The sequence below is a fragment of the Pseudomonas sp. FDAARGOS_761 genome, assembly GCF_013343155.1.
Taxonomy (GTDB): Bacteria; Pseudomonadota; Gammaproteobacteria; order Pseudomonadales; family Pseudomonadaceae; genus Pseudomonas; species Pseudomonas aeruginosa.
This window is the reverse complement of sequence record NZ_CP054572.1, coordinates 119261-140508: the sequence shown is the minus strand read 5'-3', so window position 1 is coordinate 140508 and position 21248 is coordinate 119261. Positions and strand designations below refer to the sequence as shown.

General features: G+C 63.1%; 21 protein-coding genes and 2 tRNA genes. 3 read left to right on the top strand and 20 right to left on the bottom strand.

Features of this window, described 5'->3' with window-relative positions; translation table 11 throughout:
* Window position 1 precedes the first annotated feature (1 nt).
* Together FOC67_RS00675 and FOC67_RS00670 are read left to right on the top strand one after the other, a co-directional pair.
* Complete coding sequence (locus FOC67_RS00675) at window positions 2-295, top strand: DUF2845 domain-containing protein (RefSeq protein WP_003100541.1); 294 nt, start codon at window positions 2-4, stop codon at window positions 293-295.
* Window positions 292-606 carry a DUF2845 domain-containing protein gene (locus FOC67_RS00670; RefSeq protein WP_003095173.1) on the top strand — a complete coding sequence of 105 codons (315 nt, stop codon included), beginning with the start codon at window positions 292-294 and terminating at the stop codon, window positions 604-606. Before FOC67_RS00675 ends, FOC67_RS00670 begins: the two co-directional genes overlap by 4 nt.
* Before the next feature lie 59 nt (window positions 607-665).
* Here the strand turns inward: FOC67_RS00670 and FOC67_RS00665 are convergent, their stop codons facing one another.
* The 17 genes from FOC67_RS00665 to rlmE all read right to left on the bottom strand — a co-directional run bounded on the left by FOC67_RS00665 (window position 666) and on the right by rlmE (window position 16679).
* Complete coding sequence (locus FOC67_RS00665; protein ID WP_003095174.1) at window positions 666-863, bottom strand: CsbD family protein; 198 nt, start codon at window positions 861-863, stop codon at window positions 666-668.
* A 49-nt stretch (window positions 864-912) separates the two neighbouring features.
* A complete protein-coding gene (locus tag FOC67_RS00660) occupies window positions 913-1257 on the bottom strand; it encodes a BON domain-containing protein (protein ID WP_003095177.1) in 345 nt (114 codons plus the stop codon).
* A gap of 272 nt (window positions 1258-1529) precedes the next feature.
* Window positions 1530-3635 (bottom strand): polyribonucleotide nucleotidyltransferase, encoded by a 2106-nt coding sequence (gene pnp, locus FOC67_RS00655; RefSeq protein ID WP_003095181.1) that lies wholly within the window; start codon window positions 3633-3635, stop codon window positions 1530-1532.
* Between the two features lie 173 nt (window positions 3636-3808).
* Window positions 3809-4078: a 30S ribosomal protein S15 gene (rpsO, locus tag FOC67_RS00650; protein ID WP_003095184.1), complete on the bottom strand. Its 270-nt coding sequence runs from the start codon at window positions 4076-4078 to the stop codon at window positions 3809-3811.
* A 95-nt stretch (window positions 4079-4173) separates the two neighbouring features.
* Complete coding sequence (truB, locus tag FOC67_RS00645) at window positions 4174-5088, bottom strand: tRNA pseudouridine(55) synthase TruB (RefSeq protein ID WP_003100522.1); 915 nt, start codon at window positions 5086-5088, stop codon at window positions 4174-4176.
* Between the two features lie 2 nt (window positions 5089-5090).
* Window positions 5091-5480: a 30S ribosome-binding factor RbfA gene (gene rbfA, locus FOC67_RS00640; RefSeq protein ID WP_009314247.1), complete on the bottom strand. Its 390-nt coding sequence runs from the start codon at window positions 5478-5480 to the stop codon at window positions 5091-5093.
* A 102-nt stretch (window positions 5481-5582) separates the two neighbouring features.
* Complete coding sequence (gene infB / locus FOC67_RS00635) at window positions 5583-8105, bottom strand: translation initiation factor IF-2 (protein ID WP_003113908.1); 2523 nt, start codon at window positions 8103-8105, stop codon at window positions 5583-5585.
* 27 nt (window positions 8106-8132) lie between these two features.
* Entirely contained in the window at window positions 8133-9614 is a 1482-nt protein-coding gene (gene nusA, locus FOC67_RS00630) for a transcription termination factor NusA (RefSeq protein ID WP_003095192.1), read from the bottom strand.
* A 44-nt stretch (window positions 9615-9658) separates the two neighbouring features.
* Window positions 9659-10117, bottom strand: coding sequence for a ribosome maturation factor RimP (gene rimP / locus FOC67_RS00625; RefSeq protein ID WP_003095193.1), 459 nt, complete (start codon window positions 10115-10117; stop codon window positions 9659-9661).
* Between the two features lie 126 nt (window positions 10118-10243).
* Window positions 10244-10320 (bottom strand) — tRNA-Met (locus tag FOC67_RS00620).
* A 90-nt stretch (window positions 10321-10410) separates the two neighbouring features.
* A tRNA-Leu gene (locus tag FOC67_RS00615) sits at window positions 10411-10496 on the bottom strand.
* A 13-nt stretch (window positions 10497-10509) separates the two neighbouring features.
* Window positions 10510-10899 carry a preprotein translocase subunit SecG gene (gene secG / locus FOC67_RS00610; RefSeq protein WP_003095194.1) on the bottom strand — a complete coding sequence of 130 codons (390 nt, stop codon included), beginning with the start codon at window positions 10897-10899 and terminating at the stop codon, window positions 10510-10512.
* 2 nt (window positions 10900-10901) lie between these two features.
* Window positions 10902-11657 (bottom strand): triose-phosphate isomerase, encoded by a 756-nt coding sequence (tpiA, locus tag FOC67_RS00605; protein WP_003100513.1) that lies wholly within the window; start codon window positions 11655-11657, stop codon window positions 10902-10904.
* A gap of 65 nt (window positions 11658-11722) precedes the next feature.
* The gene (gene glmM / locus FOC67_RS00600; protein ID WP_003095196.1) at window positions 11723-13060 is read right to left on the bottom strand and encodes a phosphoglucosamine mutase; all 1338 of its coding nucleotides are present in this window, start codon (window positions 13058-13060) and stop codon (window positions 11723-11725) included.
* 16 nt (window positions 13061-13076) lie between these two features.
* Window positions 13077-13928, bottom strand: a complete 852-nt coding sequence (gene folP, locus FOC67_RS00595) for a dihydropteroate synthase (RefSeq protein ID WP_003123508.1) — start codon at window positions 13926-13928, stop codon at window positions 13077-13079.
* A gap of 9 nt (window positions 13929-13937) precedes the next feature.
* Window positions 13938-15857, bottom strand: a complete 1920-nt coding sequence (gene ftsH, locus FOC67_RS00590; RefSeq protein ID WP_003095200.1) for an ATP-dependent zinc metalloprotease FtsH — start codon at window positions 15855-15857, stop codon at window positions 13938-13940.
* 198 nt (window positions 15858-16055) lie between these two features.
* Window positions 16056-16679: a 23S rRNA (uridine(2552)-2'-O)-methyltransferase RlmE gene (gene rlmE, locus FOC67_RS00585; protein ID WP_003095202.1), complete on the bottom strand. Its 624-nt coding sequence runs from the start codon at window positions 16677-16679 to the stop codon at window positions 16056-16058.
* A 94-nt stretch (window positions 16680-16773) separates the two neighbouring features.
* On the opposite strand from rlmE, the gene yhbY reads away from it, so the two are divergent.
* Window positions 16774-17088, top strand: a complete 315-nt coding sequence (yhbY, locus tag FOC67_RS00580) for a ribosome assembly RNA-binding protein YhbY (protein ID WP_003095204.1) — start codon at window positions 16774-16776, stop codon at window positions 17086-17088.
* Between the two features lie 40 nt (window positions 17089-17128).
* On the opposite strand, the gene FOC67_RS00575 is transcribed toward yhbY, so the two are convergent.
* From FOC67_RS00575 to carB, 3 genes are read right to left on the bottom strand one after another with little or no spacing between them, the layout of a single operon-like run.
* Complete coding sequence (locus FOC67_RS00575; protein WP_009314249.1) at window positions 17129-17536, bottom strand: hypothetical protein; 408 nt, start codon at window positions 17534-17536, stop codon at window positions 17129-17131.
* Between the two features lie 10 nt (window positions 17537-17546).
* Window positions 17547-18023 carry a transcription elongation factor GreA gene (gene greA / locus FOC67_RS00570; protein ID WP_003095206.1) on the bottom strand — a complete coding sequence of 159 codons (477 nt, stop codon included), beginning with the start codon at window positions 18021-18023 and terminating at the stop codon, window positions 17547-17549.
* Entirely contained in the window at window positions 18020-21241 is a 3222-nt protein-coding gene (carB, locus tag FOC67_RS00565; RefSeq protein ID WP_003095207.1) for a carbamoyl-phosphate synthase large subunit, read from the bottom strand. The genes greA and carB overlap by 4 nt, the downstream gene beginning before the upstream one ends.
* Window positions 21242-21248: the final 7 nt, after the last annotated feature.

Below are 21248 nucleotides of genomic sequence, written 5' to 3'. Positions count from 1 at the left end.
CTTGCACAAGCGATTCGCCGCCCTCGCGGCCCCCCTGCTCTACCTTGCCTGCGCGAGCGCGCAGGCCGACACCATGCGTTGCGGCAGCGCGCTGGTCAGCGTCGGCGACCGGGCCTTCGAAGTACAGCAAAAGTGCGGCGATCCGGATCACCGCGACGACGTCGGCTATACCCTGGGCAGCTACGATCGCCGGGAATTCAAGGTCGAGGAGTGGGTGTACGGCCCGCGCAACGGCGTGACCTACATCCTGACCTTCGAAGCCAACAAGCTGAAACGCATCGAGTTCAAGCGTTGAATCGCTCGCTTCCGCGTACCGGCCTGGTGGCGCTGCTGTCCCTGCTGCCATTGGCACATGCGCAGGCCGATTCGCTGCGTTGCGGCAGCCGCCTGGTCAGCACCGGCGACAGCAGCGCCGACGTCCTTGCGCGCTGCGGTGAGCCACGCAGCCGCGACAGCCTGGGTTATCGCGAGGTCGTCGGGGAATGGGGCAAGCGCTACGAGGTCGAGGTCCAGGAATGGATCTATGGCCCATGGAACGGCATGCTGTATTTCGTCCGTTTCGAGGGCAACCGTCTCAGCGCCATCCAGAGCCGGCGCGGCGACTGAATCCAGCGCCCATGAAAAAGCCCCGCCGGGCAATCCCGGCGGGGCTTCTTTCTACCTGCTCACAGGCGGTCGCTGAAGTCGCGAACTTCCTGTTCAGCCCTTTCCTTGGACCAGCCATAGCGTTCCTGCAGCTTGCCGACCAGGTATTCGGCATGTCCGTCGGCAGCCTGGAGATCGTCGTCGGTCAGATCGCCCCAACGCTCCTTGATCTTGCCGGTGAGTTGCTTCCACTTACCTTTGATCACATCGGAATTCATCGGTCTTCCTCCTGGTGACGAGGGAAAAGGGGTCGTTCGGCCCGGGCGCTTACTCGACCGACTTCAGGCCATCGGCGGAAACGGCTTTCACGCCCTTGATGCCCTTGGCGGTCTCGATCGCCAGGTCACGCTCGGCATCGCTCTTCACGTTGCCGGAAAGGGAAACCACACCTTTGTTGGTCTCGACCTTGATATCGACGCCACTGACATTCTTGTTGGCGATCAGGCTGGATTTCACCTTGCTGGTGATCCAGGTATCGGAAACCGCTTCTTCGGTTTTCTGCATAGTGTCGTTGGCCGCCAGGCTGATGGGCTGGGCAGCGAACGCATTGGCCATCGAGAAGCTCAGAGCAGTGGCAGTAGCAGCGGCAATAGCGAGTTTGCTGAATTTCATTGCGGTTTCTCCTATGGATTTCGAAAAACTGCAGCCATTCCTGGCGTCAGTTGCATAGTAGATATCGCAAGCGCTGTGCCAGTTTTCCTCTAAAATAAAATCCTTTAAAAACAATAAGTTAAAAAATAAGCTGGAAGCGAGACGGTTGCAGAATGCCGAATTGGCGATGACAGGGCTTGCAAAATGCAAGGATTCGCCCCCTTCGCCGAGAAGCGTGTCGCGGAAACGAAAACAGGGCCCGAGGGCCCTGTTTTCATCGATCACGACTCGACTTACACGCCGGAAGCTTCGGCGGCAGCCACGTCCTTGATCGACAGCTTGATGCGGCCACGGTTGTCCACGTCGAGCACCAGGACCTTCACTTCCTGGCCTTCCTGCAGCACGTCGGTGACCTTGTCGATGCGCTTGTCGCTGATCTGCGAGATGTGCACCAGGCCGTCCTTGCCCGGCAGGATGTTGACGAAGGCACCGAAGTCGACGATGCGCTCCACCTTGCCGACGTAGATCTTGCCGATCTCGGCTTCCGCGGTGATCGCCAGGACGCGCAGCTTGGCGGCCTCGGCGGCTTCCTTGGTTTCGCCGTAGATCTTCACGCTGCCATCGTCCTCGATGTCGATCGAGGCCTTGGTCTCTTCGCAGATACCACGGATGGTCGCGCCGCCCTTGCCGATGACGTCGCGGATCTTGTCCGAGTCGATCTTCATCTGCAGCATGGTCGGGGCGTTCTCGGACAGCTCGGCGCGCGGCTTGGCGATGACCTGGTTCATCTGGCCGAGGATGTTCAGGCGAGCTTCCAGGGCCTGGCCCAGGGCGATCTCCATGATCTCTTCGGTGATACCGTTGATCTTGATGTCCATCTGCAGGGCGGTGACGCCCTTGTCGGTACCGGCAACCTTGAAGTCCATGTCGCCCAGGTGGTCTTCATCACCGAGGATGTCGGTCAGGACGGCGAACTTCTCGCCTTCCTTGACCAGGCCCATGGCGATACCGGCGACCGGCGCCTTGACCGGCACACCGGCATCCATCAGAGCCAGGGAGGCGCCGCACACGGAGGCCATCGAGCTGGAACCGTTGGACTCGGTGATCTCGGAAACCACGCGAATGGTGTAGGGGAACTCGTCCTGGGTCGGCAGCATGGCAGCGACGCCACGACGGGCCAGACGGCCATGGCCGATTTCACGACGACCCGGGCTGCCCATGCGGCCGCACTCGCCTACCGAGAAGGGCGGGAAGTTGTAGTGCAGCATGAAGGCGTCCTTGCGCTCGCCTTCCAGGGTATCCAGCAACTGGGCATCGCGCGCGGTGCCGAGGGTCGCGACGACCAAGGCCTGGGTTTCGCCACGGGTGAACAGCGCGGAACCGTGGGTCTTGCCGAGCACGCCGACTTCGATGCGCAGCGGACGCACGGTACGGGTGTCACGACCGTCGATACGCGGCTTGCCGTTGACGATGTTCTCGCGAACGGTGCGGTATTCCAGCAGGCCGAATACGTCCTTGACCTCGGAAGCCGGGAACTTGCCCTCTTCCTCGCCGGCGAACAGGGCCACGGCCTGGTCGCGCAGCTCGCCCAGACGGTTGTAGCGGTCCTGCTTGATGGTGATGGTATAGGCCTGGGAGATCGCTTCGCCCAGCTCTGCCTTGATGGCGTTGACCAGCACGGTGTTTTCCGCCGGGGCTTTCCAGTCCCAGGCCGGCTTGCCAGCTTCGGCGGCCAGCTCCTTGACGGCACGGATCACCGCCTGGAACTCGTCGTGGGCGAACAGCACGGCACCGAGCATCTGGTCTTCGGTCAGTTCGTCGGCCTCGGACTCCACCATCAGCACGGCGTCTTCGGTACCGGCCACGACCATGTCGAGGCTGGAACTCTGCAGTTGCTCGTAGGTGGGGTTGAGGATGTAGCCGATTTCCGGATGGAAACCGACGCGGGCGGCGCCGATCGGGCCGGCGAACGGAATGCCGGAGATCGCCAGGGCGGCGGAGGTACCGATCATCGCGGCGATGTCCGGATCGGACTTCTTGTTGGTGGAAACGACGGTGCAGACGACCTGCACTTCATTCATGAAACCTTCGGGGAACAGCGGACGGATCGGACGGTCGATCAGGCGCGAGGTCAGGGTTTCCTTCTCGGAAGGACGTCCTTCACGCTTGAAGAAACCGCCGGGGATACGGCCTGCGGCGTAGGTCTTTTCCTGGTAGTGCACGGACAGCGGGAAGAAGTCGCGGCCTTCGGCCGGCGACTTGGCGCCGACCACGGTGACCAGCACGCTGACGTCGTCCATGGTGACCAGTACGGCGCCGGTGGCCTGGCGAGCGATACGGCCGGTCTCGAGAGTGACGGTCGACTGACCGAACTGGAATTGCTTGGTTACCGGGTTCACGGTGTCTTTACCTTCTATGTTGCCTTGGGGGAAATCGGTGGAATGCCGGGAGTCGGACCCGAATCGATTCCTAGAAAGCGCGAAGCTGGAAGCCCGACGCCGATACCCGCCTCGTGTGCGGGTATCGACGCCAGACTTCCAGCTCCTTGCTTCAAGCTGCCGACCGGCGTCGCTTAGCGACGCAGACCCAGACGGCCGATCAGGGCAGTGTAGCGAGACACGTCTTTGCCCTTCAGGTAGTCCAGCAGCTTACGGCGCTGGTTAACCATACGGATCAGACCACGGCGGGAATGGTGATCCTTGCCGTTGGCCTTGAAGTGATCCTGCAGCTTGTTGATGTTGGCAGACAGCAGGGCTACCTGCACTTCCGGGGAACCGGTGTCGCCTTCAGCTTGCTTGTATTCGTTAACGATCTGCGCTTTTTCTTCAACGCTCAGTGCCATGATGGGCTTCCTCTGAGTGAACAGGCCGGGAATCGCTTCCCGTGTTTTAAAAGGAGGAATGACCGTGCCTGCTGACAGCCACCCTCGTATCGGTCTTATGACCGAATCAGTCGACGCGGGGCGATACGCCCGTCGTCGGTCACTTCACCGATACCGATGAAACGACCTGTGTGATCCTGCACCCGCAACCAGCCGAACTTCGGCGCTTCCGGGGCCCGCACCGGCTGCCCGTGCAGCCAGTAGTACGCACTGTGCTCGGACAACTGCAACACCGGCCAATGCAACAGGCCGCTGTCTTCCGGCATCAGGAATTGGTCCAGCGCTTCCGGACCACCTTCGGCATGCACGCGTTCGAGCGTCTCGAGGGTGATCGCCTGGGCCAGGGCGAACGGCCCGGCCTGGGTCCGCCGCAGTGCCGCGACGTGCGCGCCGCAGCCCAGGACCTGGCCGAGATCTTCCACCAGCGTACGCACGTAGGTACCTTTGCTGCAGGAAACGGCCAGGGTCGCACAGGGCGGCTCGAAGGAGAGCAAATCCAGGCGCGTAATAGTAACAGAACGCGCCTCGCGCTCCACTACCTCTCCTGCACGGGCGAGCTTGTACAGCGGCTGTCCGTCTTTCTTCAGCGCCGAGTACATCGGCGGCACCTGCTCTATGTCGCCACGGAAGCGCGGCAGGGCCTGTTCGAGATCGTCCCGACCGACGGTCACGTCCCGCTCGGCGAGCAGTTCGCCCTCGGCGTCGCCGGTGGTGGTGGTGATGCCCATGCGCATCACCGTCTCGTAACCCTTGTCGGCATCGAGAAGATACTGGGAGAACTTGGTCGCCTCGCCGAAGCACAGCGGCAGCACCCCGGTGGCCAGCGGGTCGAGGCTGCCGGTGTGGCCGGCCTTCTCGGCATTGAGCAGCCAGCGGACTTTCTGCAGTGCCTGGTTGGAACTCATGCCGCGCGGCTTGTCGAGCACCAGGATGCCGCTGATGGAGCGGCGGATACGCTTCACCTGGGCCACGCTCAGTCCTCGGTCTCGTCGCCGTGGCGGCGGCCGTCTTCGGCCACCGCACGTTCGATCAGCGCGGACAGCTCGGCGCCGCGGCGGATGCTTTCGTCGTAGTGGAAATGCAGTTGCGGCACGCTGCGCAGCTTCATCGACTTGCCCAGCAACATGCGCAGGTAGCCGGCGGCGTCGTTGAGGATTTCCATGTTCAGGGCGATCTTGCCGGTATCGTCCTGGCCCATGACGGTGATGAACACCTTGGCGTGCGCCACGTCGCGGCTGACCTCGACACCGGTGATGGTGACCAGGCCCAGGCGCGGGTCCTTGATCTCGCGCTGGATCAGTTGAGCCAGTTCGCGTTGCATCTGATCGCCGATACGCTGGGTACGGCTGTAGTCTTTTGCCATTTTTCAACCTGCCTCCAGCGACACCCGGCCACTGGAAAAAAAAGCGACAAACGCCCGGGACAGCTGGAAGCCGGCCCGGGCGCTGTGGTTACGCACTCGCCATCAAAGGCTGCGTGCGACTTCGACCTTCTCGAACACTTCGATCTTGTCGCCGACCTTGACGTCGTTGTAGCTCTTCACGCCGATGCCGCACTCCATGCCGGCACGCACTTCGGCGACGTCGTCCTTGAAGCGACGGAGAGACTCCAGTTCGCCTTCGAAGATGACCACGTCGTCGCGCAGCACGCGGATCGGACGGTTGCGGTGCACCATGCCCTCGGTGACCATGCAGCCGGCGATCGCGCCGAACTTCGGCGAGCGGAACACGTCGCGCACCTCGGCGATGCCCAGGATGTTCTCCCGCAGGTCGCTGCCGAGCATGCCGGTCAGGGCCTTCTTGACGTCCTCGATGATGTCGTAGATCACGTTGTAGTAACGCATATCCAGACCTTCGGCTTCGACGATCTTGCGCGCGCCGGCGTCGGCACGCACGTTGAAGCCGAACAGCACCGCGTTGGAAGCCAGCGCCAGGTTGGCGTCGGACTCGGTGATGCCACCGACGCCGCCACCGACCACGCGGACCTGCACTTCGTCGTTGCCCAGGCCGCTGAGCGAGCCTTGCAGAGCCTCGAGCGAACCGCGCACATCGGCCTTGAGGACGATGTTCAGGGTCTTCTTCTCTTCCTGGCCCATGTTCTCGAAGATGTTTTCCAGCTTGCCGGCATGGGCACGCGCCAGTTTCACCTCACGGAACTTGCCTTGACGGAACAGGGCGACTTCGCGGGCCTTCTTCTCGTCGGCGACCACGGTCATCTCGTCACCGGCATCCGGCGTACCGTCCAGGCCGAGGATCTCGACCGGGATCGACGGGCCGGCTTCCTTGATCGGCTTGCCGTTCTCGTCGAGCATGGCGCGGACACGACCGTAGTTGATGCCGACCAGCACCATGTCGCCCTGGCGCAGGGTACCGTCCTGGACCAGCACGGTGGCCACCGGGCCACGTCCCTTGTCCAGGCGCGACTCGACCACCACGCCACGGCCCGGGGCCGACGGAGTGGCTTTCAGTTCGAGCACTTCCGCCTGCAGCAGGACCGCTTCGAGCAGTTCATCGACGCCAGTACCGAGCTTCGCCGAAACCGGGACGAAGGGAGCGTCGCCGCCCCACTCTTCCGGGATCACGTCGAGAGCGGCCAGGCCGTTCTTGATGTTGTCCGGGTTGGCCTCGGGCTTGTCGATCTTGTTCACCGCGACCACGATCGGCACGCCCGCCGCTTTCGCGTGCTGCACGGCTTCCTGGGTCTGCGGCATGACGCCGTCGTCGGCCGCGACCACCAGGATCACGATGTCGGTCGCCTGGGCGCCACGGGCACGCATCGCGGTGAACGCGGCGTGGCCGGGGGTATCCAGGAAGGTCACCATGCCACGCTCGGTTTCGACGTGGTAGGCACCGATATGCTGGGTGATGCCGCCGGCCTCGCCCGCGGCGACCTTGGCGCGACGGATGTAGTCGAGCAGCGAGGTCTTGCCGTGGTCGACGTGGCCCATGACGGTGACGACCGGCGCGCGGGTGACCGCCTCGCCCTCGAACTTCAGGGACTCGGCCAGTTGTTCTTCCAGCGCGTTCTCGCTGACCAGCTTGACCTTGTGGCCCAGCTCTTCGGCGACCAGTTGGGCGGTCTCCTGGTCCAGGACCTGGTTGATGGTCACCGGGGAGCCCATCTTGAACATGAACTTGACGACTTCGGCGCCCTTGACCGACATCTGGGCGGCCAACTCGGCTACGGTGATGGTCTCACCGATGTTCACTTCACGCACGATCGGTCCTGTCGGGTTCTGGAACCCGTGCTGGTTGCGCTTCTTCAGCTTCGACTTGCCACCACGACCGCCGCGACGGTAACCATCGCTTTCCTCGTCGGTGCTGCGTGGAGCCACGCGCGGAGCAGGAACCTTTTCCTTCTCCTTGACCGAGGGACGGTGCTGGGTGTGCTTGCGGTCGCGGCGGTCATCGTCCTCGTCACGCTTGGGCACGCGGCGCGGCTCTTCCTTCTTGCGCTCTTCCACGGCGGCAGGCTTGGCCACCGGTTCGGCAACCGCGACATCCGCCACCACGGCAGGCTCGGCACCGGCAGTAGCCGCTGCTTCCTGGGCAGCCTTGGCACGCGCAGCTTCCTCGGCCTTGCGCGCTTCCTCTTCGGCACGCTGGCGGGCAGCGGCCTCTTCGGCCTTCAGACGCTCCGCCTCTTCCGCCGCGCGCTGCTCCTCGAGTTCACGCTGGCGCTCGGCCTCGATCTCGTCGGGGCTGCGCTTGACATAGGTTTTCTTCTTGCGAACTTCGACGCTCACCGTCTTGCTGCCACCCACTTTCAGCGTGGTAGTGGTCTTGCGTTGCAGGGTGATCTTGCGCGGCTCGCTGGCGCGATCGCCATGGCTGCCTTTCAGGTGGGTCAGCAGGGCTTGTTTCTCGCTATCCGTTACAACTTGTTCGGCACTGGTGTGCGGCAGACCTGCGTCACGCATCTGCAGCAGCAGGCGCTCCACCGGTGTGTCGACCACCTGGGCCAGTTCTTTCACCGTGACTTGCGTCATGCACTTCTCTCCTCAGGCCGCGACTGCTTACTCGAACCAATGGGCCCGGGCGGCCATGATCAACTTGCCGGCACGCTCTTCGTCCATGCCGTCGATGTCGAGCAGATCGTCGATCGATTGCTCGGCCAGATCTTCACGGGTGGTTACGCCACGCAGCGCCAGGTCCAGGGCCAGCTCCTTGCTCATGCCATCGAGGCTGAGCAGGTCTTCTGCCGGTTGTGCGTCGGCGAGCTTCTCTTCGGTCGCAATGGCCTTGGTCAGCAGGCGATCCTTGGCACGGGAGCGCAGCTCGTTGACGATGTCTTCGTCGAAGCCATCGATGCTGAGCATCTCTTCCATCGGTACGTAGGCGATTTCCTCAAGAGTCGTGAAGCCCTCTTCCACCAGTACCTGGGCCAGTTCCTCGTCGACATCCAGCTCGTCGACGAAGCGCTGCAGGATATCCCCGGTCTCGGCCTGTTGCTTGGCCTGGATATCCGCCTCGGTCATCACATTCAGGGTCCAGCCGGTCAACTGGCTGGCCAGACGGACGTTCTGGCCACTGCGGCCGATAGCCTGCGCCAGATTGTCCTCGGCGACGGCGATATCCATGGTATGGGTATCCTCGTCGACGATGATCGCCGCCACCTCGGCCGGAGCCATGGCGTTGATCACGAATTGCGCCGGGTTGTCGTCCCACAGGACGATGTCCACCCGCTCTCCACCGATCTCGCCGGATACCGCCTGGACGCGCGAACCGCGCATGCCGATGCAGGCGCCCTGCGGGTCGATGCGCTTGTCCTTGGAACGAACGGCGATCTTGGCGCGCGAGCCCGGGTCACGGGCGGCGGCCATCACGTCGATCAACTGCTCGGCGATTTCCGGTACTTCGATGCGGAACAGCTCGATCAGCATTTCCGGCGCGGTACGCGACAGGACCAGCTGAGGACCGCGGTTCTCGGTACGGATCTCCTTCAGCAGGGCACGCACGCGGGTGCCAACGCGGAAGGTCTCGCGCGGAATGATCTGGTCGCGGGCCAGCAGCGCCTCGGCGTTGTTGCCGAGATCGACGATGACGTTGTCGCGGGTGACCTTCTTCACGGTACCGGAAATGATCTCACCGACCTTCTCGCGGTAGGCATCGACCACCTGGGCGCGCTCGGCCTCGCGGACCTTCTGCACGATGACCTGCTTGGCAGTCTGCGCAGCGATGCGGCCGAACTCGATGGATTCGATCTTTTCTTCGATGACCTCGCCGACCTTCGCGCCCGGCTTCTGCTCCTGGACGTCCTCGACGGTGATCTCGGTGGCGGGGTCCTGGTAGTCCTCGTCGGCGACGACGTGCCAACGACGGAAAGTCTCGTAGCTGCCGTTATGACGATTGATCTCGACGCGCAGGTCGACCTCGTCCTCGAAACGTTTCTTGGTGGCGGTCGCCAGAGCCAGCTCCAGCGCCTCGAAAATCACGCCGGCCGGTACGCCCTTTTCGTTGGATACCGACTCAACAACCAGCAGTACTTCTTTGCTCATTGTACGCCTCGCCTTTCAATCCATTGGATCCGCGGATTCGCGTCTCAATCAAAACGGGGAATGATGTTGGCCTTGTCGATCGAATCGATCGGCAGCAGGTACTCGTGATCGTCCACCAGGACCACCACATCCTGCTCCTCCACACCACGGAGAATGCCTTGGTAGTTACGCCGCCCCTCATAGGGCGAACGCAGCCTGATCTTCACTTGCTCGCCGGCATGCTTGGCGAACTGTTCGAGGGTGAACAGCGGCCGATCCATGCCCGGAGAGGACACCTCCAGGGTGTACTCGCCGCTGATCGGGTCTTCGACGTCGAGAATACCGCTGACCTGCCGACTGACGGCTTCACAGTCATCGATGAGGATGCCTTCGGGGCGGTCGATATAGACGCGCAACACCGAATGACGACCCTGGGAAATGAACTCGACGCCCCAGCACTCATAGCCGAGCGCCTCGACCACAGGGGCCAGCAAGGCCTGCAACTGTTCTAGCTTGCTCGACACCTGATCGCCTCGCGTATGTCGTAGAAACAAAAAATGGGCGAAACGCCCATCCCTAAATTGCCACTCGGAACCGTGGCATGGACTGTCCAGCTAACAAAAAGCCCCTAAAAAGGGGCCCTGAAAAACTGGTTGCGGGGGCTGGATTTGAACCAACGACCTTCGGGTTATGAGCCCGACGAGCTACCAGACTGCTCCACCCCGCGTCAAAGCTGGTGCAAGATTATACGACCGACACCCTGGTGGGTCAACCGAACCTTGCGGAGACAAACCCCGCAGGACGGGGCTTGCTTATATGGTACCGAGGAGGGGACTCGAACCCCTACAGCCTATGGCCACTACCACCTCAAGGTAGCGTGTCTACCAATTCCACCACCTCGGCAGAAACCTTTCTCTTACTTCTGTTCAGGAGCCGCCGGTACATCGCCTGCACTTTCCGCAGGCTTGGACTGCTCCTGAAGAACCGGCACATCGTCAGCGGCCGGTGCTTTCTCTTGCTTCTGCTCCAGAACTGCCGGATCCGGCAGTCCGATGTGTTGCAGAGCATCAGACTTTTCTTTAGCGAAGTACGCTAAGCCAAGGCTGGTCAAGAAAAAAACCGCTGCCAGTATACCAGTAATCCGACTCAAAAAGGTAGCGGAACCTTGGCTTCCGAAAACAGTTGCCGAAGCACCTGCACCGAAAGAAGCCCCTGCATCCGCACCCTTGCCATGCTGAACGAGGATCAGGCCAACAAGACCCAATGCCATCAGCAGATGCACGACAATTACGACCTTTTCCAGCATCTTCAGCTTCCCGCGGCACGACAGATCGCGCCGAACTCATCCGCATTGAGGGAGGCTCCACCTACCAGCCCCCCATCGATATCCGGCATGCCGAACAACTCGGCTGCACTTGCCGCCTTTACACTGCCGCCGTAAAGGAGTCGCACACCTTTTGCGACCTCGGCATTTTCCGCTGCCAGTTGCGCGCGGATCGCCGCGTGCACTTCCTGGGCTTGCGCGGGGGACGCGGTCAACCCGGTCCCGATCGCCCAGACCGGCTCGTAAGCCACGACTGCGCGAGCAAAAGCTCCAACACCCAACTCGTCGATCACGCTTCCCAGCTGCCTTGCGACAACCTCCAGCGTCTTGCCCGCCTCGCGCTCCGCCCGGGTCTCCCCGACACACAGCACCGGCACCAGGCCGCACGACTGAGCCGCGGCAAACTTGCGACTCACAACCTCGTCACTCTCGCCGAGAATCAGGCGACGCTCCGAGTGGCCCACAAGGACCATGCTACAACCGACATCCGCCAACTGACTGGGAGCAGTCTCACCGGTCAGCGCGCCTTGCATCGGCTCGACGGCGCTGTTCTGCGCACCTACATCGATCGCCTTGCCGGCCAAGCCCTGGATGACCTGGCTGATGAACAAGCAAGGCGGCATCACAGCTACATCGACTCCGCTCGGCAACGCCAGCTGACGCAAGCCTTTGATCAACTCGGCCACACTGGAATGCGTACCGTGCATTTTCCAGTTACCGGCCACCAAGGGTCGACGCATGCTGTACCTCGCGGGGCAAAGTGGGCGCAGATGTTACTCAACAGTTTCCAGACTGGCAAGCAAAATCAAGCACATACCTCAGAAACAATTTTTGCCAGCTGTTCGGCGTGGGCACGAACGCTAGCTTCCTCGTCGCCCTCGACCATCACCCGGACCAACGGCTCCGTGCCGGATTTGCGCAGCAGGACACGACCGCGCCCGCCCATTTGCTCGGTGACGCGGACGCTGGCCTCCTTCACCGAGGGGTGCTCGAGCGGATCGTTTTCGCCCTTGAAGCGCACATTGATCAGCACCTGGGGGCACTTGCGAATCCCCTGGCGCGCCTCGGCCAGGGTCTGGCCGCGATGCTTGAGCGCCATCAGCACCTGTAGCGCCGCGATGATGGCATCGCCCGTCGTGGTGTTCTGGCAGCAGACGATATGCCCCGAATTCTCCCCTCCTAGCATCCAGTTCCGAGCCAGCAGTTCGGCCATCACATAGCGATCGCCGACCTTCGCCCGCACGAACGGGATATGCAGTTCCTGCAAAGCCAGCTCCAGGCCGAGATTGCTCATCAGGGTGCCGACCACACCACCTTGCAGCCGCCCGCTTTCCTGCAGGTCGCGCGCGATGAGGAAAAGCAGTTCGTCGCCATCCACGACCGCACCGGTATGGTCGACCATCATCACCCGGTCGCCGTCGCCGTCGAAGGCGATGCCGAGGTCGGCATGGTGCTCGACCACCGCAGCCTGCAAGCCATCCAGGTGAGTGGAACCGCACTTGTCGTTGATGTTCAGGCCATTCGGGCTGGCCGCCAGCACCGTCACTTCCGCGCCCAGTTCCCGGAAGACGCTGGGAGCGATCTTGTAGGTAGCGCCGTTGGCGCAGTCGAGCACGACCTTGAGACCGTTGAAGTCGGTGCTGGTCGGCACGCTGCTCTTGCAGAATTCGATGTAGCGCCCCGCCGCGTCATTGATCCGCGAAACCTTGCCGAGACGGGCGGACTCCACCACGGTCATCGGCGCATCGAGCAGTTCCTCGATCATCAGCTCGACGTCGTCCGGCAGCTTGGTCCCCTGCCCGGAGAAGAACTTGATGCCGTTGTCGTCGTGGGGATTGTGCGAAGCGCTGATCACCACCCCGGCCTCGGCGTGGAAAGTCCGCGTCAGGTAGGCGATGCCCGGGGTAGGCATCGGCCCCAGCAACAGGGTGTCGGCGCCGGAAGCGGAGAGCCCGGCCTCGAACGCCGACTCGAACATGTAACCCGAGCTGCGCGTGTCCTTGCCGATCAGGACCCGGCAGTTGCCCTGCCGGCGGAAGGCCATGCCCACCGCCCAGCCCAGCTTGAGAACGAAGTCCGGAGTAATCGGAAACTCGCCAACACGACCACGGATACCGTCAGTCCCGAAGTATTTTCTGCTCATCTTTTGTCTTCCGTGCTCAATCCGCCATTTCAACGGCGGAGATCATTCGCATCACGTCGACGGTCGCCGCCACGTCATGCACTCGAATTATCCGTGCGCCCTTGGCCAGCGCCAGGGCCGCCAGCGCGAGACTGCCGTAGAGGCGTTCGTCCACCTCCCGCCCCAGTACCTTGCCGATCATGCTCTTGCGCGAAACGCCGACCAACAACGGCAGGCCCAGGTCATGGAGCGCCTGCAGATGCCTGAACAGCACCAGGTTGTGCTCCAGTGTCTTGGCAAAACCGAAACCCGGATCCAGTAACAGCCGCTCGCGGTCGATTCCGGCCGCCACGCAGGCATCCACACGCTCCTGCAGGAACGCGCCGACTTCCGCCACCACATCCTGGTAGGCAGGCGCATCCTGCATGGTCTGCGGTTCTCCACGCATGTGCATGAGGCAGACCGCCAGGCCGCTATCCACCGCAGCATCCAGCGCACCGTCGCGCTGCAGCGAACGGACGTCGTTGATCAGACCCGCTCCGAGACGCGCAGTTTCGCGCATGACCGCAGGCGTGGAGGTATCCACCGAAATCACGACGTCCAGCTCGCGGGCGATGCGTTCGACTACCGGAGCGACCCGCTCCAGCTCCTCCGTCGGAGAAACGCTGCGCGCACCGGGACGGGTCGACTCGCCGCCGACGTCGATGAGCGTTGCGCCTTCCCGCACCATGCGCTCGGCATGCCGCAGGGCATCGTCCAGCCGGTCGTAACGGCCGCCGTCGGAAAAGGAATCGGGGGTGACATTGAGGATGCCCATGACATGTGGGCGGGCCAAATCAAGAACCCGACTGCCGCAAGGCAGTCGGGTCGGGTATTGCGGATTGCTCATTCAGGGCTCTCAGTGCTCGCCGGCCGGCCCACCGATGGGAGGGGTGTTCTCGCGGCGGCCCGACTCTTCCAGGTTGGCCGGCGGGGTGCCGGTACCCGAACCACCCTGCCAGTCACGCGGCTCGCGCGGCACGCGACCGGCCATGATGTCGTCGATCTGGTCGGAGTCGATGGTCTCGTACTTCATCAGTGCGTCGGCCATCATCTCCAGCTTGTCGCGGTTCTCGTCGAGCAGTCGCTTGGCGGTACCGTAGCAGTCGTCGATGATGCGCCGGACTTCCTGGTCGATCATCTTGGCGGTCTCGCCCGACACATTGGCGTGCTGGCTGCCGGCGCTACGGCCGAGGAACACCTCGCCCTCCTCCTCCGCGTACATCAGCGGGCCGAGCTTCTCGGACAGCCCCCACTTGGTCACCATGTTCCGCGCCAACTGGGTAGCACGCATGATGTCGTTGGAAGCGCCAGTGGTGACGCCTTCGAAGCCGAGGGTCATCTCTTCCGCGATACGGCCGCCGAACAGCGAGCAGATCTGGCTTTCCAGCGCGCGCTTGGACAGGCTGTAGCGATCTTCCTCGGGGAGGAACATGGTCACGCCCAGGGCGCGTCCGCGCGGAATGATGGACACCTTGTAGACCGGGTCATGCTCCGGCACCAGGCGACCGACGATGGCGTGGCCGGCTTCGTGGTAGGCGGTGTTGCGCTTCTCCTTCTCGGACATGACCATGGTCTTGCGCTCGGCGCCCATCATGATCTTGTCCTTGGCCAGCTCGAACTCGCGCATGTCGACGATGCGCTTGTTGGAGCGCGCGGCGAACAGCGAGGCCTCGTTGACCAGGTTGGCCAGGTCGGCGCCGGAGAAACCGGGCGTACCGCGGGCGATGACGGCAGGATCGACATGGTCACCCAGCGGCACCTTGCGCATGTGCACCTTGAGGATCTGTTCGCGCCCGCGGATATCCGGCAAGCCGACCACCACCTGGCGGTCGAAGCGGCCCGGACGCAGCAGCGCCGGGTCCAGAACGTCCGGACGGTTGGTGGCAGCGATGACGATGATGCCATCGTTCATCTCGAAGCCATCCATCTCCACCAGCAACTGGTTGAGGGTCTGCTCGCGCTCGTCGTGACCGCCGCCCAGGCCGGCGCCGCGATGGCGGCCGACGGCGTCGATCTCGTCGATGAAGATGATGCACGGCGCGTGCTTCTTGGCCTGGTCGAACATGTCGCGGACACGGGAGGCGCCCACGCCGACGAACATCTCGACGAAGTCGGAACCGGAAATGGTGAAGAACGGCACCTTGGCTTCGCCGGCGATGGCCTTGGCCAGCAGGGTCTTGCCGGTGCCGGGCGGGCCGACCATCAGCACGCCGCGCGGGATACGGCCGCCCAGGCGCTGGAACTTGCCCGGATCGCGAAGGAACTCGACCAGCTCGCTGACCTCCTCCTTGGCCTCGTCGCAGCCGGCGACGTCAGCGAAGGTGGTCTTGACCTGGTCCTCGGACAGCAGGCGCGCCTTGCTCTTGCCGAAGCTCATCGGGCCGCCGCGGCCGCCGCCGCCGCCCTGCATCTGGCGCATGAAGAACATGAAGACGGCGATGATCACCAGGATCGGGAAGCTGGCGACCAGCAACTGGGTCCAAATGCTCTGCTGTTCGGGCTGCTTGCCCTCGACCACGACGTTGTTGTTGACCAGGTCGCCGATCAGGCCGTTGTCCTGGATCGCCGGGCGGATGGTCTTGAAGGTATCGCCGTCGCTACGCTTGCCGGTGATGACATAGCCATCCACGGTCACTCGCTCGACCTTGCCATCCTTGACCTGCTGGATGAAGTCCGAGTAGTTCAGCGTCTGTGGCTCGCTCGGGCTCGAGAAATTGTTCATCACGGTCACCAGTACCGCCGCGATGATCAGCCACAGAATCAGATTCTTTGCCATGTCGTTCAATTGACTACCCTCTGAAGCCGGCTCCGTCCTGGAAACCGCTTCACACGACGGCCAGACTCCTTCCGGCCAAAAGTACTACACAAGCGCCCGCGCACGCAGGCGTTGTCTGTAACCCTTTATGAACCCTCGCCCGTCCCGGCACAACAGGTCATCGACCAATAGACAGGCTATAGGGTCAATCATTCCAGTCTATTCCCCGCGAAAGCCGCGTGCGAGCAGATACTGTTCCCGCGAACGATCACGCGACGACAGGGGCTTGCGCATCTGTACCTTGTCGAACATTTCCCGGGCCTGCTTGTGGTACTGGTCGAAACCTTCGCCCTGGAAGATCTTGATCAGGAAATCGCCGCCCGGCCGCAGCACACGGCCGGCCAGGTCCAGCGCCAGTTCGCAGAGATACATGGCGCGCGGCTGGTCGGCGGCCCGCACTCCACTCATATTGGGGGCCATATCGGAAATCACAAGATCTACCGGATGATCGCCGATCGCCTCGAGGATCCGCGCGAACACCGCGTCCTCGGTGAAGTCGCCCTGGATGAAGGTGACGTCGGGGATGCTGTCCATCTCGAGGATGTCCGAAGCGATCAGCCGGCCACGGTCGCCGATAACCCGGCTGGTGACCTGCGACCATCCGCCCGGCGCGGCGCCCAGGTCGACCACGGTCATGCCCGGACGCAGGATGCGGTCCTTCTCCTGGATCTCCAGCAGCTTGTAGCTGGCACGCGAGCGATAGCCATCGCGCTGGGCCATCTTCACGTAGGGATCGTCGAAATGTTCTTTCAGCCAACGCTGGCTGGTTTTGGAGCGGGCCACGGAATACCTCTTCGGGCACCCCCGGTCGGCGGGGGCAGCATCACTTGGACTAAAACTGGGGTAAAATAGACGACTTTTTCCCAGGGGTCTGATTATGGCGCTCACTCAAGAGCAGAAGAAACAGTTCAAATCTATCGGTCACCACCTGAAACCGGTATTGATCGTAGCCGAGAACGGCTTGACCGAAGGCGTTCTCGCCGAACTCGAGCGCGCACTCAACGATCACGAACTGATCAAGGTGAAACTGGCGCTGGCCGAGCGCGACGATCGCCGCGCCCTGCTCGACGAACTCTGCGCGCAGTCGCGCAGCGACCTGGTGCAAAGCATCGGCAAGATGGCGCTGGTCTATCGGAAGAACCCGAAGCCGAACAAGAATCTCTCGAACATCAGCCGTTTCGCCGGCATCTGATGCCCCATCCAACCAAGGTCGGGAAACTTCCCGACCTGGTTCAGACGCCTTCCTCGTCCCGCACCGGTACCGGCTGCAACACCAGCAGCAGGCCACACATCGCCACCGCCAGGTAGTTGAATAGCAGCCAGCGCACCGCCTCGGGCGCCAGCCCACGCACCAGGAAATACACCAGGCAGAGCAGCGCGACGGCGAGCAACAACTGACCGCGAAGGTCTCGCCAGAGGCTCCTCGGCCCGTGGCTCGACACCAACACCAGCGCCTGCAGCACCGCACAGAATCCGGCGAAGCCGATCAGCAGCGGCGTCAACGCCGCGGCTACGGTTTCCACCAGCAACGGCGCCAGTCCGGTCTTGGCCAACGCAGGCAGGACCATGAACTGCAGCAACCAGAGGCCGCCGACCCAGAACGTCTGGGCCAGCAGCCAACTGATCGCGCCTGCGCGCAACGGAGCGCGCTTAGATATGGCGAACCTCGACGATCTCGTACTCGACGTCGCCGCCCGGGGTTCTCACCAGCACGGCATCGCCCTCGGTCTTGCCGATCAGCGCACGGGCGATCGGCGAATTCACCGAGATCTTGCCACCCTTGATATCCGCCTCGTCGTCGCCGACGATCTGGTAGGTCACGGTCTCGTCGGTCTCGACGTTGGCGATGTCGACGGTGGTGCCGAAGATCACCTTGCCGCTGTGCGGGATGGCGGTGACATCGATGACCTGGGCGTTGGACAGCTTGGCCTCGATGTCGCGGATACGCGCCTCGACCATGCCCTGCTGTTCGCGTGCCGCATGGTACTCGGCGTTTTCCTTGAGGTCGCCCAGTTCACGCGCTTCGGCGATGGCCTGGCTGATCTGCGGGCGCAGCACGCCCTTCAGGTGTTTCACTTCTTCTTCCAGGGCGCGGGCGCCCTGGACGGTCATGGGGAACTTGCTCATGCCTTGATTCCTGCGTGGAGATCCTGCAGACGCCGAACGGTCTTCTCGGGACCGAACTTGAGCGCCTCACAGATCGCCTGCCCACCCGCAATGGTGGTGGTGCAGCAGATCTTGTGCTGCAGGGCGTTTCGACGAATGGAGTAGGAGTCAGCGATGGACTGCCGGCCCTCGGTGGTGTTGATGATCAGGGTGACCTCGTCGTTCTTGATCATGTCCACCACGTGCGGGCGACCTTCGGTCACCTTGTTCACGCGACGCACCGGCAGGCCCGCGGCCTCGATGACACGCGCGGTACCGGCGGTGGCTACCACTTCGAAGCCCAGCGCGACCAGGTCGCCAGCCACCTGGGCGGCGAACGGCTTGTCGTCTTCGCGGACGCTGATGAAGGCGCAACCGGCGGTCGGGAGGATCTCGCTGGCCCCCAACTGAGCCTTGGCAAAGGCTTCGGCAAAGCTATCACCGACGCCCATCACTTCACCAGTGGACTTCATTTCCGGGCCGAGGATCGGATCGACGCCGGGGAACTTGGCGAACGGGAACACCGCTTCCTTGACGCTAAAGAACGGCGGGATGATTTCCTGGGTGAAGCCGACCTCGGCCAGGGTCTTGCCGGCCATGACGCGGGCGGCGACCTTGGCCAGCGACTCGCCGACGCACTTGGAGACGAACGGCACGGTACGCGAGGCGCGCGGATTGACCTCGATGACGAAGATATCCTCGCCCTGCACCGCCATCTGCACGTTCATCAGGCCGACCACGCCAAGCTCCAGGGCCATTTTCTTGACCTGCTCGCGGATCTCGTCCTGGATGTGCTGCGGCAGCGAGTACGGCGGCAGCGAACAGGCGGAGTCGCCGGAGTGAACGCCAGCCTGCTCGATATGCTGCATGATCGCGCCGATCACCACGATCTCGCCGTCGCATACCGCGTCGATGTCGACTTCAATGGCGCAGTTGAGGAAGTGGTCGAGCAGCACCGGGCTGTCGTTGGAAACCTGAACCGCCTCACGCATGTAGCGCTTGAGTTCTTCTTCCTGGTAGACGATTTCCATCGCCCGCCCGCCCAGCACGTAGGACGGGCGTACCACCAGCGGATAACCGATGGCCTTGGACGCGGCCAGGGCCTCGTCTTCGCTGCGCGCGGTGGCGTTGGCCGGCTGGCGCAGGTTCAGGCGCTGGACCATCTGCTGGAAGCGCTCGCGGTCTTCGGCACGGTCGATGGCGTCCGGACTGGTGCCGATGATCGGCACGCCGGCCTCTTCGAGGGCGCGGCAGAGCTTCAGCGGGGTCTGGCCGCCGTACTGGACGATCACGCCCTTGGGCTGCTCGACGCGGACGATCTCAAGGACGTCCTCGAGGGTCACCGGCTCGAAGTACAGGCGGTCGGAGGTGTCGTAGTCGGTGGAGACGGTTTCCGGGTTGCAGTTGACCATGATGGTCTCGTAGCCGTCTTCGCGCATCGCCAGCGCCGCGTGCACGCAGCAGTAGTCGAACTCGATGCCCTGGCCGATGCGGTTCGGACCGCCGCCGAGGATCATGATCTTCTCGCGGCTCGACGGGTTGGCCTCGCACTCTTCCTCGTAGGTCGAATACATGTAGGCGGTGTCGGTGGCGAACTCGGCGGCGCAGGTATCGACACGCTTGTAGACCGGCAGCACCTTCAGCTTGTGGCGATGGCTGCGCAGGTTCTTCTCGGTGACGCCTAGCAGCTTGGCCAGGCGCGCGTCGGAGAAGCCCTTGCGCTTGAGCTTGTACATCAGCTCGCGATCGATGGAGGACAGGCCGAGGGTCTTGACCTTCTCCTCGTCCTTGACCAGGTCCTCGATCTGCACCAGGAACCATTCGTCGATGCGGGTCAGCTCGAACACTTCCTCGACGCTCTTGCCGGCGCGGAAGGCGTCGGCGACGTACCAGACACGCTCGGCGCTGGGCACGGTCAGCTCGCGCTTGAGGATGCTGTCGGCCTCCGGGTCGTTCAGGTCGAGCTTCGGATCGAAGCCGGTGGCGCCGACTTCCAGGCCGCGCAAGGCTTTCTGCACCGACTCCTGGAAGGTCCGGCCGATGGCCATGACTTCGCCGACCGACTTCATCTGGGTGGTCAGGCGGGCATCGGCTTTCGGGAACTTCTCGAAGGCGAAGCGCGGGATCTTGGTCACCACGTAGTCGATGGCCGGCTCGAACGACGCCGGGGTGCGACCGCCGGTGATGTCGTTCTGCAGTTCGTCGAGGGTGTAGCCGACCGCCAGCTTGGCGGCGATCTTGGCGATCGGGAAACCGGTGGCCTTGGAGGCCAGGGCCGAGGAGCGGGAAACCCGCGGGTTCATCTCGATCACCACCATGCGCCCGGTGTTCGGGCAGATGCCGAACTGCACGTTGGAACCGCCGGTTTCCACGCCGATCTCGCGCAATACCGCCAGCGAGGCGTTGCGCATGATCTGGTATTCCTTGTCGGTCAGGGTCTGCGCCGGCGCCACGGTGATCGAGTCACCGGTGTGCACGCCCATCGGGTCGAAGTTCTCGATGGAGCAGACGATGATGCAGTTGTCCTTCTTGTCGCGGACCACCTCCATCTCGTATTCCTTCCAGCCGATCAGCGACTCGTCGATCAACAGCTCGTTGGTCGGCGACAGGTCGAGGCCACGGGCGCAGATCTCTTCGAACTCTTCACGGTTGTAGGCGATACCGCCGCCGGTGCCGCCCATGGTGAAGGACGGACGGATGATGCAGGGGAAGCCGACCTGCTCGAGCACGCCGTAGGCCTCCTCCATGCTGTGGGCGATGCCCGAGCGCGGACAGGCCAGGCCGATATCCTTCATCGCCTTGTCGAAGCGCGAGCGGTCCTCGGCCTTGTCGATGGTATCGGCATTGGCGCCGATCATCTCCACGCCGAACTTCTCCAGCACGCCGTGGCGCTCCAGGTCCAGGGCGCAGTTCAGCGCGGTCTGGCCGCCCATGGTCGGCAGCAGCGCGTCGGGGCGTTCCTTCTCGATGATCTTGGCCACGGTGGCCCACTTGATCGGCTCGATGTAGGTCGCGTCGGCCATCGCCGGATCGGTCATGATGGTCGCGGGGTTGGAGTTCACCAGGATGACGCGGTAGCCCTCCTCGCGCAGGGCCTTGCAGGCCTGGGCGCCGGAGTAGTCGAATTCGCAGGCCTGGCCAATCACGATGGGGCCGGCACCGAGGATCAGGATGCTCTTTATGTCTGTACGTTTTGGCATGGGACTC